Source organism: Anaerolineales bacterium (assembly GCA_030583885.1).
In the GTDB taxonomy this organism is placed as follows: Bacteria; Chloroflexota; Anaerolineae; order Anaerolineales; family Villigracilaceae; genus Villigracilis.
Genome location: CP129480.1, coordinates 764914 through 779004, shown reverse-complemented (window position 1 = coordinate 779004; position 14091 = coordinate 764914). Strand labels below are relative to the sequence as shown.

Annotated in this window: 13 protein-coding genes; 4 read left to right on the top strand and 9 right to left on the bottom strand. The window is 54.9% G+C overall.

Annotation, left to right across the window (positions count from 1 at the left end):
• Positions 1-189: 189 nt before the first annotated feature.
• Positions 190-1365 (bottom strand): transposase, encoded by a 1176-nt coding sequence (locus tag QY332_03940; protein WKZ37075.1) that lies wholly within the window; start codon positions 1363-1365, stop codon positions 190-192.
• Between the two features lie 109 nt (positions 1366-1474).
• On the opposite strand from QY332_03940, the gene QY332_03935 reads away from it, so the two are divergent.
• On the top strand, positions 1475-2560 hold the full coding sequence (locus QY332_03935) for a calcium/sodium antiporter (protein ID WKZ37074.1): 1086 nt from the start codon (positions 1475-1477) through the stop codon (positions 2558-2560).
• A gap of 125 nt (positions 2561-2685) precedes the next feature.
• Complete coding sequence (gene gyrA / locus QY332_03930; GenBank protein WKZ37073.1) at positions 2686-5346, top strand: DNA gyrase subunit A; 2661 nt, start codon at positions 2686-2688, stop codon at positions 5344-5346.
• Positions 5347-5427: 81 nt separating this feature from the next.
• On the opposite strand, the gene QY332_03925 is transcribed toward gyrA, so the two are convergent.
• From QY332_03925 to QY332_03905, 5 genes are all read right to left on the bottom strand, one after another.
• A complete protein-coding gene (locus QY332_03925; protein WKZ37072.1) occupies positions 5428-6096 on the bottom strand; it encodes a hypothetical protein in 669 nt (222 codons plus the stop codon).
• Position 6097: 1 nt separating this feature from the next.
• A complete protein-coding gene (locus QY332_03920) occupies positions 6098-6673 on the bottom strand; it encodes an HDIG domain-containing protein (GenBank protein ID WKZ37071.1) in 576 nt (191 codons plus the stop codon).
• 237 nt (positions 6674-6910) lie between these two features.
• On the bottom strand, positions 6911-7117 hold the full coding sequence (locus QY332_03915; GenBank protein WKZ37070.1) for a hypothetical protein: 207 nt from the start codon (positions 7115-7117) through the stop codon (positions 6911-6913).
• Positions 7118-7229: 112 nt separating this feature from the next.
• Positions 7230-7880 (bottom strand): ElyC/SanA/YdcF family protein, encoded by a 651-nt coding sequence (locus QY332_03910; GenBank protein WKZ37069.1) that lies wholly within the window; start codon positions 7878-7880, stop codon positions 7230-7232.
• Between the two features lie 5 nt (positions 7881-7885).
• Positions 7886-8911, bottom strand: a complete 1026-nt coding sequence (locus QY332_03905) for a PhnD/SsuA/transferrin family substrate-binding protein (GenBank protein ID WKZ37068.1) — start codon at positions 8909-8911, stop codon at positions 7886-7888.
• A 74-nt stretch (positions 8912-8985) separates the two neighbouring features.
• Between QY332_03905 and QY332_03900 the strand changes: the two genes are divergently transcribed.
• Positions 8986-9651, top strand: coding sequence for a DUF4230 domain-containing protein (locus QY332_03900; GenBank protein ID WKZ37067.1), 666 nt, complete (start codon positions 8986-8988; stop codon positions 9649-9651).
• Positions 9652-9700: 49 nt separating this feature from the next.
• Here the strand turns inward: QY332_03900 and QY332_03895 are convergent, their stop codons facing one another.
• The 3 genes from QY332_03895 to QY332_03885 all read right to left on the bottom strand — a co-directional run bounded on the left by QY332_03895 (position 9701) and on the right by QY332_03885 (position 12764).
• Positions 9701-10408 carry a hypothetical protein gene (locus QY332_03895; GenBank protein WKZ37066.1) on the bottom strand — a complete coding sequence of 236 codons (708 nt, stop codon included), beginning with the start codon at positions 10406-10408 and terminating at the stop codon, positions 9701-9703.
• A 75-nt stretch (positions 10409-10483) separates the two neighbouring features.
• A complete protein-coding gene (locus tag QY332_03890; protein ID WKZ37065.1) occupies positions 10484-10876 on the bottom strand; it encodes a protease inhibitor I42 family protein in 393 nt (130 codons plus the stop codon).
• 10 nt (positions 10877-10886) lie between these two features.
• Positions 10887-12764 carry an ATP-binding protein gene (locus QY332_03885; protein ID WKZ37064.1) on the bottom strand — a complete coding sequence of 626 codons (1878 nt, stop codon included), beginning with the start codon at positions 12762-12764 and terminating at the stop codon, positions 10887-10889.
• 100 nt (positions 12765-12864) lie between these two features.
• Here QY332_03885 and QY332_03880 point away from each other — a divergent pair, with 100 nt between their 5' ends.
• Complete coding sequence (locus tag QY332_03880; protein ID WKZ37063.1) at positions 12865-14022, top strand: hypothetical protein; 1158 nt, start codon at positions 12865-12867, stop codon at positions 14020-14022.
• The last annotated feature ends 69 nt before the right edge of the window (positions 14023-14091 follow it).

Sequence of the window (14091 nt, the reverse complement as noted above, 5' to 3'; positions counted from 1 at the left end):
TTCCAAGTCTACTGGATCCAGACATTTTTTGTGTCCACTTTTTTAGGACAAGATCACTACGCGGACTCATCCCAATCAGCAGGCACCCCTTCCCTTAAGGGAAGGGGACGGGGGAAAGGTTACGCCGATAATAAAGGCGTCGTAAGCGGAATGATGCAGCCTGCACAGCGACAATCTATTTTCAGTAGATCACGAAAGCACAAAACATGATTGATGTTGAATGACCTCAGTCGCACCCCAGAAGCGTTCAATGGCACGACTGAGCAGGAAAGCGACACGGCGCAAAGAAAGCCAGAAGCGATTGAAAGATTCTAACGGTGTTTTAAGCGCGGAGGCCAGATTCTGGCGCAAGGCAATGTACAGATTGAACAAGACAAAAGCCAAACCAACCAGCAGCAAGCGGATGACAGGATTACGGGTGGAAGTTCGAGCGCGCACCTGGTTCATTTGTCGGTAGCTCGACTCAATGCCGAAGCGTTGACGATAAAGTTCAAACACCTGGGCAGGCAAAATGCCAGAGGGCAATCCGGAGACGGCGTACGCAAACCACTTGCTCTTGTGTCGTCCATAGCGTCCTTTGGAATAGCGCTGGACGACCACCGCCTGCACTGTATATATGCCATATTTTGGGCTGTTAAAGGTGTAGGTGGTGACACGTGATTTACCTTGAAACAAAGTCCGCACACCGCCCGACTTGCCACGCACGGGAATGGGCGTTACGAAACTGACCTTGTGTTGGTCCAGAACCTTGAAAACCGGCTTGGAGCAGAAACCTTTGTCCAAAAACACCCGTCGAATGCGAAATTTGAGTGTTTTCAGGCGTTTCAGCAGCCAGCGGACGATGTCGGCCATATCCTCGCCATGTTCGATGAAGCGCAACGCCACAACGTAGCGCCGATGGTCCCGCACAATCGAAACCGTGGCGTAACCATGAAAATGGGTTGTCCCAGACTTGGGTGCACTGCGTACGATCTCCTTTCTGTCTTCATACGGCTGACCATGATATGGGATCAGGGTCAGGTCAATCGCCACATTGAAATCGCGTTTGCACTTCCATACACTGGGATGGAGTTGCCGATGAAAGATGCGGTTCAATCGGTTCTGCAAACCGGCTCGGTCTGGCAGCGACTGGGCTAATACTTCTCGCAGACGATTACCCGAAGGCGCATTCTGCAACTCCAGACAAGCCGATTCAATGCTCAAACGATGCACATTGGCGTATGCCAACACATACAGGATATCTTCGGCAGTGATCCGGGTGTTTCGCAATTCCAGCGGCAGGTTCTTGCGAACCACCGTCATGAAGGCATTCAGCACTTGCTCGGAACGAATTGTTCGGGTAATCTTGATTGTGGGCTTGGACATGGTTATGGGTTTCCTTGGTCGGAGCCAAGTTAACCACGTTCAAGCCTTTTCGTGAACTACTGATAATCATCCATGTCTTAAATCAAAAAACGGGAAAACATAATTCAACATGGCTGTCACCATTCTCCTCTTCATCCTGGGATTAATTGTCCTCGTTGTCGGCGCGGAACTGCTTGTGCGCGGCTCTTCGCGGCTTGCTGCGGCGTTTGGCGTATCTCCCCTTGTCATCGGGTTGACCATCGTTGCGCTTGGCACCGCATCGCCGGAGATCGCGGTCTCGCTCCAAGCCGCCGCCAGCGGACAGGGGGACCTGACCATTGGGAACGTGCTTGGCTCGAATATTTTCAATATCCTGTTCGTTCTCGGGGTCAGCGCCATGATCGCGCCGATCCTGATCGCACAGCAGCTCATCCGTTTGGATGCGCCCATCATGATCGGTATTTCCCTATTAACCTACCTCCTCGTGCTCGATGGCCGCCTTGGATCGATGGATGGCGCGGTGCTGTTCATCGGTGTCGTTGCGTACACGATTTTTTCCCTGCGCCAGAGCCGCAAGGAGAACGGGACGGTTCACCAGGAGTATGCGCAGGAATTCGCGCAAAAAGAAGCGGCTACCTCTGCGAACATCCTGAAATATGTTGCCTTCATCGTTGTCGGACTGGGATTCCTGGTGTTGGGCGCGCGCTGGCTGGTGGATTCTGCAACTTCCATTGCAAAGGCGTTGGGTGTAAGCGAACTGATCATCGGTTTGACGATCGTGGCGGTTGGCACGTCCCTGCCTGAGGTGGCCACATCCATTATTGCGGCAGTTAAGGGAGAAAGCGATATTGCCGTCGGCAACGCGGTGGGAAGCAACATCTATAATCTGCTCGGTGTGCTCGGCATTGCGGGCATGCTTTCCCCCGGCGGAATCAACATTTCCGGACAGGTCTTGCGCTTCGATTTCCTTGTGATGCTTTTTGTGGCGGTGGTCAGCCTGCCTGTGTTTTACATTGATAATAAGATCTCGCGCTTGGAAGGCGGTGTGCTGTTCTCGTATTATCTTTTGTACACGGCTTATCTTATTTTACAGGCCGCGCAAAGCGCGACGCTGACTGCGGTGAAATTATTTTCCCTGTTCTACATCCCGTTGACATTTCTTGTGATTGTCATCATCGCAGTGAGATCATATTGGGGAAGAAAACGTTCCACTTGACGCATCTCCTCTTTGCCCGTAAGATTGCCCCGCAATAGAACATTAATTCACTACAAAGGGTCACAAAGATTTTTGCTTTTACCTTTGTGTGCCTTCGTGACACTTCGTGGTTAAAAGGATTTTCAATGGAACTCGGTATCGTACGAAAAATAGACATTGACACTGAAATGCAGCAGTCGTATCTCGATTACGCCATGAGCGTGATCGTGGCGCGTGCATTGCCCGATGCCCGCGATGGACTTAAGCCCGTGCAGAGACGCATCCTGTATGCGATGTACGACATGGGCATCCGCGCCGATACGGCATACAAGAAATCCGCGCGTATCGTGGGCGAGGTGCTGGGCAAATATCATCCGCATGGCGACTCGGCGGTCTACGAAGCCATGGCGCGCATGGCGCAGGATTTCTCCCTGCGCACCCTGCTGGTGGATGGCCAGGGGAACTTTGGTTCGGTGGACGGCGACCCGCCCGCCGCGATGCGCTACACCGAAGCGCGCCTGACCAGCGCCGCGCTCGATATCCTTTTCGACCTGAACAAGAACACGGTTAACTTCGTCCCGAACTTCGATGACACGCTCGAAGAACCGGGCGTTCTTCCGGCCGCAATACCAAACCTTTTGGTGAACGGCGCGACGGGTATTGCCGTCGGCATGGCAACCTCCATACCGCCGCACAACCTGGGGGAAATTGTCGATGCGCTTGTGTACATGCTCAACAGGTGGGAAAAGCTCGACGATATCGATGTCGAACAGTTGATGAAATTCGTGCAGGGACCGGACTTCCCAACCGGCGGTCTGATCATTCAGGAAAAGGGTGAGGAAGGCATTGAGTCCGCGTATGGGTCGGGGCGCGGACGGGTGACCGTGCAGGCGAAGGCGCATGTCGAAGAGATGGAGCGCGGCAAGAGCCGCATCATTGTGTCCGAGTTGCCGTATCAGGTCAACAAGTCCAGTTTGATCGAGCGCATTGCCGAGCTGGCGCGTGATGGTCATCTCGAGGGACTGTCCGATCTGCGCGATGAATCGGACCGTCAGGGTATGCGCATCGTGCTGGAGATGACGAAGAATGCGAACCCGGAGATCGTCCTGCGCGACCTGTACAAACGCACGCCGATGCAAACCACGTTCAGCATCAACCTGCTGGCGCTGGTGGACGGCGAGCCGCGCACGTTAACCCTCAAGCAGGCCCTGCGAGTCTATGTGGAACACAGGATCACGGTCGTCAAGCGGCGCGCCGAGTTCGACCTGGAAAAAGCAAAGGCGCGCGCGCACATCCTTGAAGGATATCTGACCGCATTAAAGAATCTGGATGAGATCATCAACATCATCCGCTCCGCCGCGGACGTTGAAACTGCGCGGGCTAAACTGATGAAGCGTTACAAACTGACGGAATTGCAGGCGAACGCGATCCTCGATATGCAGCTGCGCCGGCTGGCTGCATTGGAACGCAAAAAGATCGAAACCGAATACAGGGAAGTCAGCGGGTTGATCAAGGAATTAACGGCCCTGTTGAAATCCCCGAAATTGATGCGCGGCGTGGTTGCGGACGAGTTGTTGAAGGTAAAAGCTGCGTATGCAGACAAACGCCGCACACAGATCATCAATTTGAAGGAGGGCACAAAAGCTACAAGATCGCTGACAACGTCCGACCTTCTACCGTACCAGACCGTGTGGATCGGCGTCACGAACGACGGGCTCGTCTCGCGCACGGCGGACGACAAGCAGCCGCGCCATTCCGGCAACGACGCCCCGAGATTTTTGGTGAAGGCTTCCACCACCGATACGATCTACTTTGTGAGCAAACTGGGCAAAGCCGCCGCGGTCGCCGCGCATTTGATCCCTGAAACGAACAAGTTGAGCCAGGGCTCGGCATATTACAAGGTTTCGCCGTTGACCGATACCGATCCGCTTGCGGCTGTGTTTTCACTGCCGGCCGGCAAGTCTGCATTGGGTGAAGAGACCTGTGTATTGACCGCCACGCGCTTCGGCATGGTCAAGAAAACCTTGATCAACGAATTGCCCGGCCCCTCCTCGCAGGCATTTACGCTGGTACGCGTGAATGAAGGCGACCGGCTCGGCTGGGTCGGTTTGACGGACGGCAAAAAGAAGGAGATTTTGCTCGCCACCTCCAGCGGCATGGCGATCCGCTTCAAGGAGGATGACGTGCGCCCGATGGGGCTCGTCGCCGCCGGCGTGAACGGCATCAAACTGGAGGAGAAGGACGAAGTGGCGGGCATGGAGATCCTGCCGGCCGAAGGGGATATTTTCCTGCTGGCGGGCGACGGTAAAGCCAAACGGGTTGACCCGAAGGACTTTCCCGTGCAGGGACGCTACGGCAAGGGCGTCGTCGCATGGGACCTGCCCGGCAAGGTTACGCTGGCCGCCGTCGCCAGCGGAAAACCGAACCACGTCGCCACCATCCACATGAGCAAGGGCGCGCCAAAGTCCGCAAGGCTGGATGCGGCCGGTGTGCGCAAACGCGCAGCCTCCAAGGGTGACCCGGTCGTGGAGGTCAAGCCCGGCGAAGCGGTGCTCTCGGTCAACGTCGGCTGGACGGTGGAGAGATTCCTTGGAGTACAGAAGGTGGTAGGGAGGAAAGAAGAAAAGAGGACATCGTCCCCGAAGGGGAAAGAAAAGGCTGGAAAGAGAGTGGAAAGTAGAAAGAAGAAGGCTGCCAAGCCTGCGGCGAAGAAAACGACAAAGGCAAAGCCGCCTGCAAAAAAGAAATCCCAGGTGAAGAGACCAACAAGGAAGGTTTCAAAGCCTTTGAAGAAGAAAAAGAAATAAGTTTTGGAAAGTCCTCTGAGTTCAAAGGAATTCAGAGGACTTTCTTATGGTTTTGAGGAGGTTTTCGCAGAGGCGGGAGGGTCAACCTATCTCATACGGCAGGCCGCGGATGGTGAACGATTTTCCATGCACGTCCACGTCCACCCTAATGGATAGCATCCGTGCGGGGACACCTGTGTTTGGGTACCAGATGCGGTTTTCCACAGGCAGGATCAACAAACCATCCTCGTCACCGATGGGGGTAAATGTATCGTCGAAATCCTGTTTATAGACGTGTATCCCCAATTTTTCACATAATTCCCCGGCAAATGAAACGACGTCCTTTGAGGGGATTCCAATTTCACTGACCTGCAAGATCTGTTCGCTGTTAAACGGGGTTTCCACCGCGTTTTTCTGGTCATGCCGTGCGATGAATTCAAGGATGTTCCCTGCCGAATCCTTGAAATACAGGGAGGTTGCATTCCAGACCCGGCTGTTGAATTCGGAGTTCCCTTTTTCATCCTTCAAAAGAGGGATCCTTTTTGAAAGCCATGCCCTGGCCTGCCGAAATTGATTTTCAGGGATGTTGAAGCAAAAATGATACGCGCCCTCCCAGTTGGGCGCAGCCGGGGTGAAGACCAGCTCCGTTTTACCGGCTTTGACCAGCAGGGAGTCGCTTTCGAGGTGGGACGGCAACTCCAACACGTTGGCGAAAAAGTCCCGCTGGGCGATCAGATCGGAGGTCAGGAGGTCGAGGCGTTTGATCCACATGTCATTGCTGGATGGTACCGGCCAGTCCCAACTCGGGCGCGATTCTTCTCATGGCGATAATGACGTTGCCGACATGCTCCCACAGGTCGATCCCGAATTCCTGCGCGGAATGGGTCATCTCCTCGCGCGAGGCGCCGGCGGCGAAGGCTTTGTCCTTCCACTTCTTTTTGACGGAATTTGCTTCAAGATCATACAACGAGTGGGACGGGCGCACCAGCGCGACGGCGGTGATGAGCCCCGTAATTTCATCACAGGCGGCGAGCGCCTTCCTGCGGACGGTGTCGCGCGGGATGCCGGTATGGTCCGCATGACTCAAAATATCCTGGATGATCTCCTCGCTCACGCCGCGCTCGCGCAGGATCGCTGATCCCTTTTGCGGATGCTCCTCCAGGGTTGGGTGGACCTCCCAATCGAAATCGTGCAGCAGGCCGAGCAACCCCCACAGCTCGACATCCTCGCCATACTTCTCCGCATAGAAACGCATGGCGGCCTCCACAGACAGCATGTGGCGCACCAGACCTTCATTTTTTACAAATTCACGCACAAGGGCAAGGGCTTCTTCACGGTTCATATTCATCTATATGCATCCTTACGATGGCGAACTCTTATAATTTCAATGACAAGCTTGTTTTCGAACACTTCGTATATTACCCGGTACTCCCCAACTCGAATTCGATGGGAACGTTCGGAACCGACGAGTTTCCTTACCCCGTGCGGGTATGGATTCTGCGATAAATCACCGACTGCCGCGACAATCCTTGGGATAATTTGTCGCGGCAGTTTCTGAAGTTCTTTCAGAGCGGATTGTTTCCACTCAATTTGGAAGGAAGCCATCCTGCTTCAACCTCGCAATCACTTCTTCGAACGGGAGGACTGGTTCTTCACGCCGTTCCGCCAAGACTGCAAGGTCTTCCAAATCCTCCAGCAGTTCCTCGAATTCTTCGATGGGAAGAATAACGGCGGTTTTTTTGCCCGATTCATCCGTGATGTATTGCGCCTGTAATTCTCTCAACACTGTCATTTTGACTCGCTTTCGATCCAAATTATACAACGATATCGTGCCTGCCGGCATACATTGCGCCTTATCGTTTCTAAAAAGCACAATGAGCGACCGCGCCGGGTATGACGGGTTTTCATTCGAATATCGGTTCCGGCTCGCCCAGCACGGGCAGGGGCTTTGTCACCAGCACATCCCACACAGCCTGGAAGGCGGCGAACAATTCGCGGAAGTTCCAGTACGCGCGCGAGCGTTTCAGGAAATAACGGTTATCCGCCTCCACGCCCGTGGATTCAAGGCCGAACCAACTGCACAGGAACAACGCACGCGGCATGTGGAATGCCTGCGTGACCAGGATTGCCTGCTCCACACCGAAGATGTGTTTCGCGCGGTAACAGGTATCGTAGGTGCGGCGTCCTGCGTAGTCCAGCACGATGTCTTCATTTGGAACGCCGCGCTGGAGCGCATATTGGCGCATGGCTTCCGGTTCATTGTATTCGACGAAGCGGTTGTCTCCGCTCATCAGGAGCTTCTCCACTTTGCCCTGCTCGTACAACTGCACAGCCGTCTGTACGCGGTCACTCAACACCGGGCCGGCCGAGCCGTCGCGCAGCAGACCCGCGCCGAAGACGATGGCCACGCGTGTTGAGCGAACCTCCTCCACACTAAATGTGCGCGGCACTGCGAAGATCTGCATTGCGAATTTTGGGGCGAACAACCCGATCAGGATCAGGAGACTCAATACAAGCGCAGTGCGCCAAAGGAACTTCAAACTTCGTTTTAACATCCGCACTATTTTATCAAAGTCGGCCGCTCCAGACCCGCAGCCTTCACATACGCGGCAAACTCTGCGTAGGCGGCATCCTCCACCACTTGCAGGGCGTCAATTCCATACACGGTCTGCATTGCGGATTTGCCATCGGTTGTGAGCATCAGGTCAATGAACGCGCGCTGGATCACGCGCCGCATCTCGAACGGCAGGGAGGTGGCGATCGAAATATTTTCATAAGGGATGATATTCGGGACGCGCCACACCACGATGACCCTGTCCAGCACATCCGGATAATCCGCTTCGAGCGCGGGCGAATTGCGCGCATCCACGAAGGTTGCGCCGAAGTCGCAGATGTCATCCGCATATACCGCGCGTACCACGCTCGGCTGACCTCCCAAAAATGCCCCGCCTCGTATCTGGACCTTGGCCTGGTTCAGCAACCCGAGCGGCACCACATACCCGGACGGTGAGACCTCGTCGCTCCAGCAGGCTTTCTTCTGGTCAAATTGCCTTAAGGCACTGGCCGCCTCCGCTGTGTTCTCGTCACGGACCGCGTCGTAATACGAGATGAAATCATTTTTGCGGTTGGCGATGATCTGCGTGCCGTAGAAGGCCTGTCCATCGCGCACTCTTGCCAGCAGGGCGACAGCCGTGTTATCTTCACGTACAAATACATAGCCGTATGGCGAGAGGGAGGCGATATGCGCGTTGTTTTTGGAAAAGGCTTCCACAAGCGCCTGCTCGGAGGCGGGGACCACCGTCACCACCCGATAGCCTGTCCGTGATTGGATGAAGGCGGCGATCGATTCCCCCGCCGCGATCATTTCGTCCGAGGGGCGCAGCGACGGTGCCAGGGCGAGGATCAAAGGATTTTGGTCCGTGCCAATTTCGGGCGGGGCGGGAGGCGTCTGTGTCTCCCACGGAGATGCTGAGGGCCTGGGAGTCGCTTCGAGTGTTGGCGTACGTGCAGGAGTCCCCAATGTCACCTGCACAGGGAATGAACATCCCAAAAGGGTAAGGAAAAACACTAATAAGATTTTTTTCATCTTGCAAGACTGTATGCGCACAATCATAATGATGTTGCTATAATAAGACAAGTTCTTGAAAGGTTGAAATACACATGAAAAACACATTTAACACGATCATGTCCATCCTGATTCTGGTGGTGCTTGCGGCCGGCGTCTATTTTATCGTGGAGACGGTACGCGAGAGTGCAGCGGCGGCAACGGCCCCATTCCAGGGGATAAACGAGGCGAACGAGTCATTGCAGACGCAGGTGTCACAATTGATGAACCCCACCCCCACCGTCATCCCCGACCCGGTGACATATATCAATGAGATCCGCGCGCTGGCCCGTCTGGAGACCATTCAATACAGCGTGGAAAAGGTCATCACCGCCGAAATTGGGCAGGGCACATTTGGCTTTGCATTTGGCGACAGGTTGTTATTCGTGGCGCACGGCATTGTGATCGCGGGGATCGACATGGAGAAGCTGCAGCCCGGAGATATGCGTCTGGACAACGGCGTGTTGTACGTTCGCCTGCCTCCCACCGAGATATTTATTGCAACGCTGGACAATGAAAAATCATATGTCTATGACCGCGATACAGGCTTGCTGACCAAGGGCAATGTGGACCTGGAGACTCTGGCGCGCCAGATCGCGGAGGACGAGATCCGCAGAGCCGCGCTGGAGGATGGCATTCTCGTGCAGGGACAGAGGAATGCCGAAGCCTACCTGCTCAAGTTCTTTACCGCACTTGGATACAAGGTCGTGCTCTTCGAATAGTCGTTACAACAGGGTCTGAGGACCGCAAAGGTCTTCAGACCCTTAATCGCTAAGGTGTGCAGGTCACGGGGAAGGTGATTTGTTGAACAGTTTCATTGGGGGTCAAAATATACAGTTTTACCCAGTATTCATTCGGCGCGTTGATTTGATAATACTCATTGATGACCTGCGTGCCCGCCTCCTCGAAGACCAGCGCGCCGACATCGGACGAGACGCCCGTGCTGACCTCCCAGCGCCAGGTGAGCAGGGTGGGTCCGTTGGCGGAGACCTGCGCTTCAAAGAAGACCGTCTGCGGGAATTGATCGCAATTCACCACAATGCGGTTCGGTTCCACGCGCAGGCTCAGATTGGTAACCGTGACGAAGGGCGGGGGGATGACGGGCAGCGGGTCGGTTTCGCCCTGCGCTTCGCCCAGGTCGGCGGACACCCAGCAAAAACCGCCGGGGTTGCCGGGGTCACGGACGTACCACCAGGTGGAAGTGTTGTTGCGCCCCTCCGCGCGCAGAACCTGTCCCTGGCGCAATTCGTTCACCAGTTGATATACGGTTCCCGGTCCATAGCGGCAGTTGACCCGCTCGCTTGTTATTTGCACCCTCACCTGTGCGAGGGTGGGTGTGGGTATGGCCGTAGGCGTGGAGGTACCAGTTGGCTGGCTTGTTGGTATGACCGGGGGAGTTGGGTCAGGGGTGGATGCTGAACGATTGCAGGACAGCAATGCGAACGAAACAAGCCCTGCAAGCAGGACGAGACGATTCAAGGCTTTCCTCCTTATATTTGTAAGGCAGGTCACACTCCATCGGCGTTGGAAACCGTGTGACCCTTTTTGCTTGTGCTACTTTACTATAACAGTAAACAGGACGGTCTGTTGCGCTTCCACGGGGTCGTTCGAAGGCGGATAGTACCCAAGAGTGATGTGTATTTCGCCTGCGGCAAGGGCTTTAAAGGTCCACACATCCACGCCGCCGCTTCCGGGCATGGCCTCCTCGCCACTGCCTCGATACTCCCTCGATACAAATTCCACAATGTTCCCGTCCAATTCATCCACAAGTTCCCAGTGATAGCCCGTGGACGGGTTGGAGGCGATGACAATTTTGAACTCGTTCCCGGCTGCAGCCTCAAGTTGCTTTGCCGGGTCTGAGATCTGGAAAATTTCGTTGCTGGTTCCTCCTCCGCACGCTGAAAGCGAGAAGGCGGAAATGAAAAGTATAAACAGGATTTTTTTCATGCGGATCTCCTTATGGTTTTGACTGGACTTCTTCCTTTGGCAGGGTAAAAAAGAATGTGGAACCTTTTTCCGCCTCGCTCCGGACCCAGATCCTGCCTCCGTGGACTTCGACAATTCTCTTAACGATGGCAAGACCCACCCCGGAGCCTTCACTTTTGGGATTCAGCTTATCGAACAGGCCGAAGATCCGCCCGCACTGTTCCTCCGCGATGCCAATGCCGTTGTCGCGCACGAAGAAAACGGTAAATCCGTTTTCCTCCCTGTCACAGCCGATTTCAATCTGCGGGTTGGGCTGGTCTCCCATGAATTTGACGGCATTGTCCACCAGGTTTTGCAGGACCTCCACCAGGCGTTGATGATCTCCGTGAACGGAAGGCAGGTTCGGGCGGAGTGTGACCGTTACGCCGCGGGCGGCAACCTGTCCGTGGACAATCTCCAGCGCGTCCCGTGCCAGCTCTTCAAATGGGATTGTCTTGAAGGGGTTGATGATGCGCCCGATGCGCGAGAGTTCGAGCAGTTCGCCGAGCAGGATGTGCATTTTTTTGACGGCCTCGCGGATGCGCTGGCTGTCATGCTCGAAACGCTGCATGTCATCCGATGCCACATCCTCCGCGAGGTAGCCGAGAAAGCCGTTGATGGTGACCAGCGGGGATTTCAGGTCGTGCGAAACGGTGTATGTGAAGCGTTCCAGTTCCGCGTTCTTAGACTCCAGTTCCCTGATCAGTTGTTCGCGTATAAGCAGTTCGTTTTGCAGTTCGCTGAACAACAGCGAATTTTCCAGCGCGATCGCCACCTGGTTGGCAAATGCCACAGCCAGTTCGGCATGGTGTTGGTTGAACTGCCCCTTTTTCGTTCCGTCCAGCATGATGGCGCCGATGATCCTCCCGCGCGTTTTTAACGGGATCGCCAGCCATGAGTTGACATAGGTGTGCGGCTCCTGCTTGAAATCCGCGAGTTCCTCCTGCACGTTGTTGTTCATGATAAATGGCACTTCGCCTTTGAGGATGGGCAGGGCCGAGTTGGTCTCGTCGGTCACGAACTCCACGTTTCCGTCCGAGAAAAGGGGTGGCAGGTTCCGTCCGCCGATGAACTTCTGGATATCGCCCTCCACCTGCCAGATGGACGCGCTGTCGTACGGGATGACACGCCGGATCTGGTCCAAAATCTGCTGGATGATCTCCGAGAATTCCAGAGTGCCCACGAGGTTGGCAAAACCTTCGCGCAGGGTTTCGGATTCGGCGTTCTTTTCCTCCAGTTTCCGGATGAGAGACTCGGCCTGTCGTTCCGCGTGTCTCTTTTCAGCAAGCTGCTTTTGTACTTGCAGATAATTACGGAACAGGGTTTCAGATAACACGCGCGTCATCACGGAAATCAGAATGATGATGGTGGCCGCCATGTAAAAATCCCCCGGCATACTGCGGGTGCTGGCGGCGGGTGTATACAGGTTGTATATGTCGCCAAAGACCAGCCAGGCCATGCAGATTAAGGTTAAAGCCGTGAGCAGGATCATGGTGCGCTTCCTCGTCACAAGGCTGGCAACGATCAGGATGCCGGGGAAGGCAAGCACGCTTATGTGATGGATTCCCAGTCCCCGCGTTGCAACGATGGTGCTTAGCAGAAGCAATATCATGGAGAGAAATACCGCGGCAAACTCGAACTTTTGACGGCGGACGAGGAAAAAACATGCAAGAACAGGCAGTGTGCTGAAGAGTGTCAACGTGGACGCAAAGTCGTTGCGGGTTTCACGGACGATCCATGCCGCCGCGATCAAGCCCGCCAGGATCAGGGCGATAAACCAGTAAAAAATGTACGTTATTTGTTCTGTGTCACGGTACATTTCACCCAAGGGCAGACGGTTTTCATTTTGCTCGTTGGGAACATTTCTCATCGCCTTGATTCCTTAAAAGAATTGTACCGCGTGTTTTTATTAAAGCCTGTGTTATAATAAATAGAAAATTTGTTCTTTTTACAGGTAGAAGGAGAATCTCATGAGCAAAAAAGTAATGGTCTTCATCGGCACTACCAAGGGCGGCTTTATTTTTACAAGCGACGCCAAACGGAAAAAGTGGCAGATGAGCGATATTCAATTCAAAAGCTGGAATATGATGCACATGCGGCTGGATCCGCGCGACAACCGCCTGCATGCGGCGGTCAGTCACTTTGTTTATGGACCGACCACCCATTATTCCGATGATTTTGGAAAGACCTGGGCCCAGGCGAAGCAGAACCCGATCATCCCGCGTCCGTCCAGGTCGGGACGCCCGCCCGGCACTGTCGAGGAAGCCTTTCGCTCGGAGGCAGGCGAGGAGATCAAGAATAAGCCGGAGAAAATGATCAAGGTTTGGAACATCACGCCCGGGCGCGCGCAGGAACCGAACGTCCTGTATGCGGGAGCGCAGCCGGCTGCGTTATTCGTCTCCAAAGACCGCGGCGAGACATGGGAGATCAATGAAGGCTTCTTCGACCATCCACATCGCGGACAATTCTTCCCCGGCAACGGCGGATTCTGCCTGCATACGATCCTGCCCGACCCCTCCAATTTGAACCGCATGTTCATTGCCATGTCCACGGGCGGGTGCTACCGCACCGATGACGGCGGGCAGACGTGGAACCCGTTCAATAAGAACGTGCGTGCTGATTTCAACCCTGATAAATATCCTGAGTATGGGCAATGCGTGCATAAGATGACAATGCACCCGTCCGCCCCGAATGTGCTTTACCAGCAGAACCATTGCGGCATCTATCGCAGCGACAACGCCGGCGGGGATTGGATCGACATCGGCGAAGGCAAACTGCCGACCCGCTTCGGCTTCCCGATCGCCGTGCATCCCGCCGACCCAAGGACGATCTATGTGGTGCCCGAGGAGAGCGACGAATACCACGTCAGCATCGACGGCAAGCTTGCCGTGTGGCGCAGCCGCGACGCGGGCGAATCCTGGCAGAAACTTACGAATGGTCTGCCCGACCAGGCCTACGTGGATGTCCTGCGCGAGGCCATGGCGACGGATAGCTTTGAGGATGCCGGCATTTACTTCGGAACGAATACGGGTCAGTTATTCTACAGCCGCGATTCAGGCGATAGCTGGGAATTGCTGGCGGATTTCCTGCCGCCCATCCAATCGGTGGCGGCGGCGGTGGTGGAATAGTAGTGAAGAGGCTGTCACATTTTGAAAGTGACAGCCCCTTTCTTATTAAGGGTTGTATAATCCCCTGAA

What these genes read in the sequence shown, in the direction of transcription:
- QY332_03880 (WKZ37063.1), top strand. Translation starts at nt 12,865, where the DNA reads ATGAGCAAAAAAGTAATGGTCTTCATCGGCACTACCAAGGGCGGCTTT.
- QY332_03940 (WKZ37075.1), bottom strand. Translation starts at nt 1,365, where the DNA reads ATGTCCAAGCCCACAATCAAGATTACCCGAACAATTCGTTCCGAGCAA.
- QY332_03905 (WKZ37068.1), bottom strand. Translation starts at nt 8,911, where the DNA reads ATGAAAAAAATCTTATTAGTGTTTTTCCTTACCCTTTTGGGATGTTCA.
- QY332_03900 (WKZ37067.1), top strand. Translation starts at nt 8,986, where the DNA reads ATGAAAAACACATTTAACACGATCATGTCCATCCTGATTCTGGTGGTG.
- QY332_03920 (WKZ37071.1), bottom strand. Translation starts at nt 6,673, where the DNA reads ATGAATATGAACCGTGAAGAAGCCCTTGCCCTTGTGCGTGAATTTGTA.
- QY332_03935 (WKZ37074.1), top strand. Translation starts at nt 1,475, where the DNA reads ATGGCTGTCACCATTCTCCTCTTCATCCTGGGATTAATTGTCCTCGTT.
- QY332_03925 (WKZ37072.1), bottom strand. Translation starts at nt 6,096, where the DNA reads ATGTGGATCAAACGCCTCGACCTCCTGACCTCCGATCTGATCGCCCAG.
- QY332_03890 (WKZ37065.1), bottom strand. Translation starts at nt 10,876, where the DNA reads ATGAAAAAAATCCTGTTTATACTTTTCATTTCCGCCTTCTCGCTTTCA.
- QY332_03910 (WKZ37069.1), bottom strand. Translation starts at nt 7,880, where the DNA reads ATGTTAAAACGAAGTTTGAAGTTCCTTTGGCGCACTGCGCTTGTATTG.
- gyrA (WKZ37073.1), top strand. Translation starts at nt 2,686, where the DNA reads ATGGAACTCGGTATCGTACGAAAAATAGACATTGACACTGAAATGCAG.
- QY332_03915 (WKZ37070.1), bottom strand. Translation starts at nt 7,117, where the DNA reads ATGACAGTGTTGAGAGAATTACAGGCGCAATACATCACGGATGAATCG.
- QY332_03885 (WKZ37064.1), bottom strand. Translation starts at nt 12,764, where the DNA reads ATGAGAAATGTTCCCAACGAGCAAAATGAAAACCGTCTGCCCTTGGGT.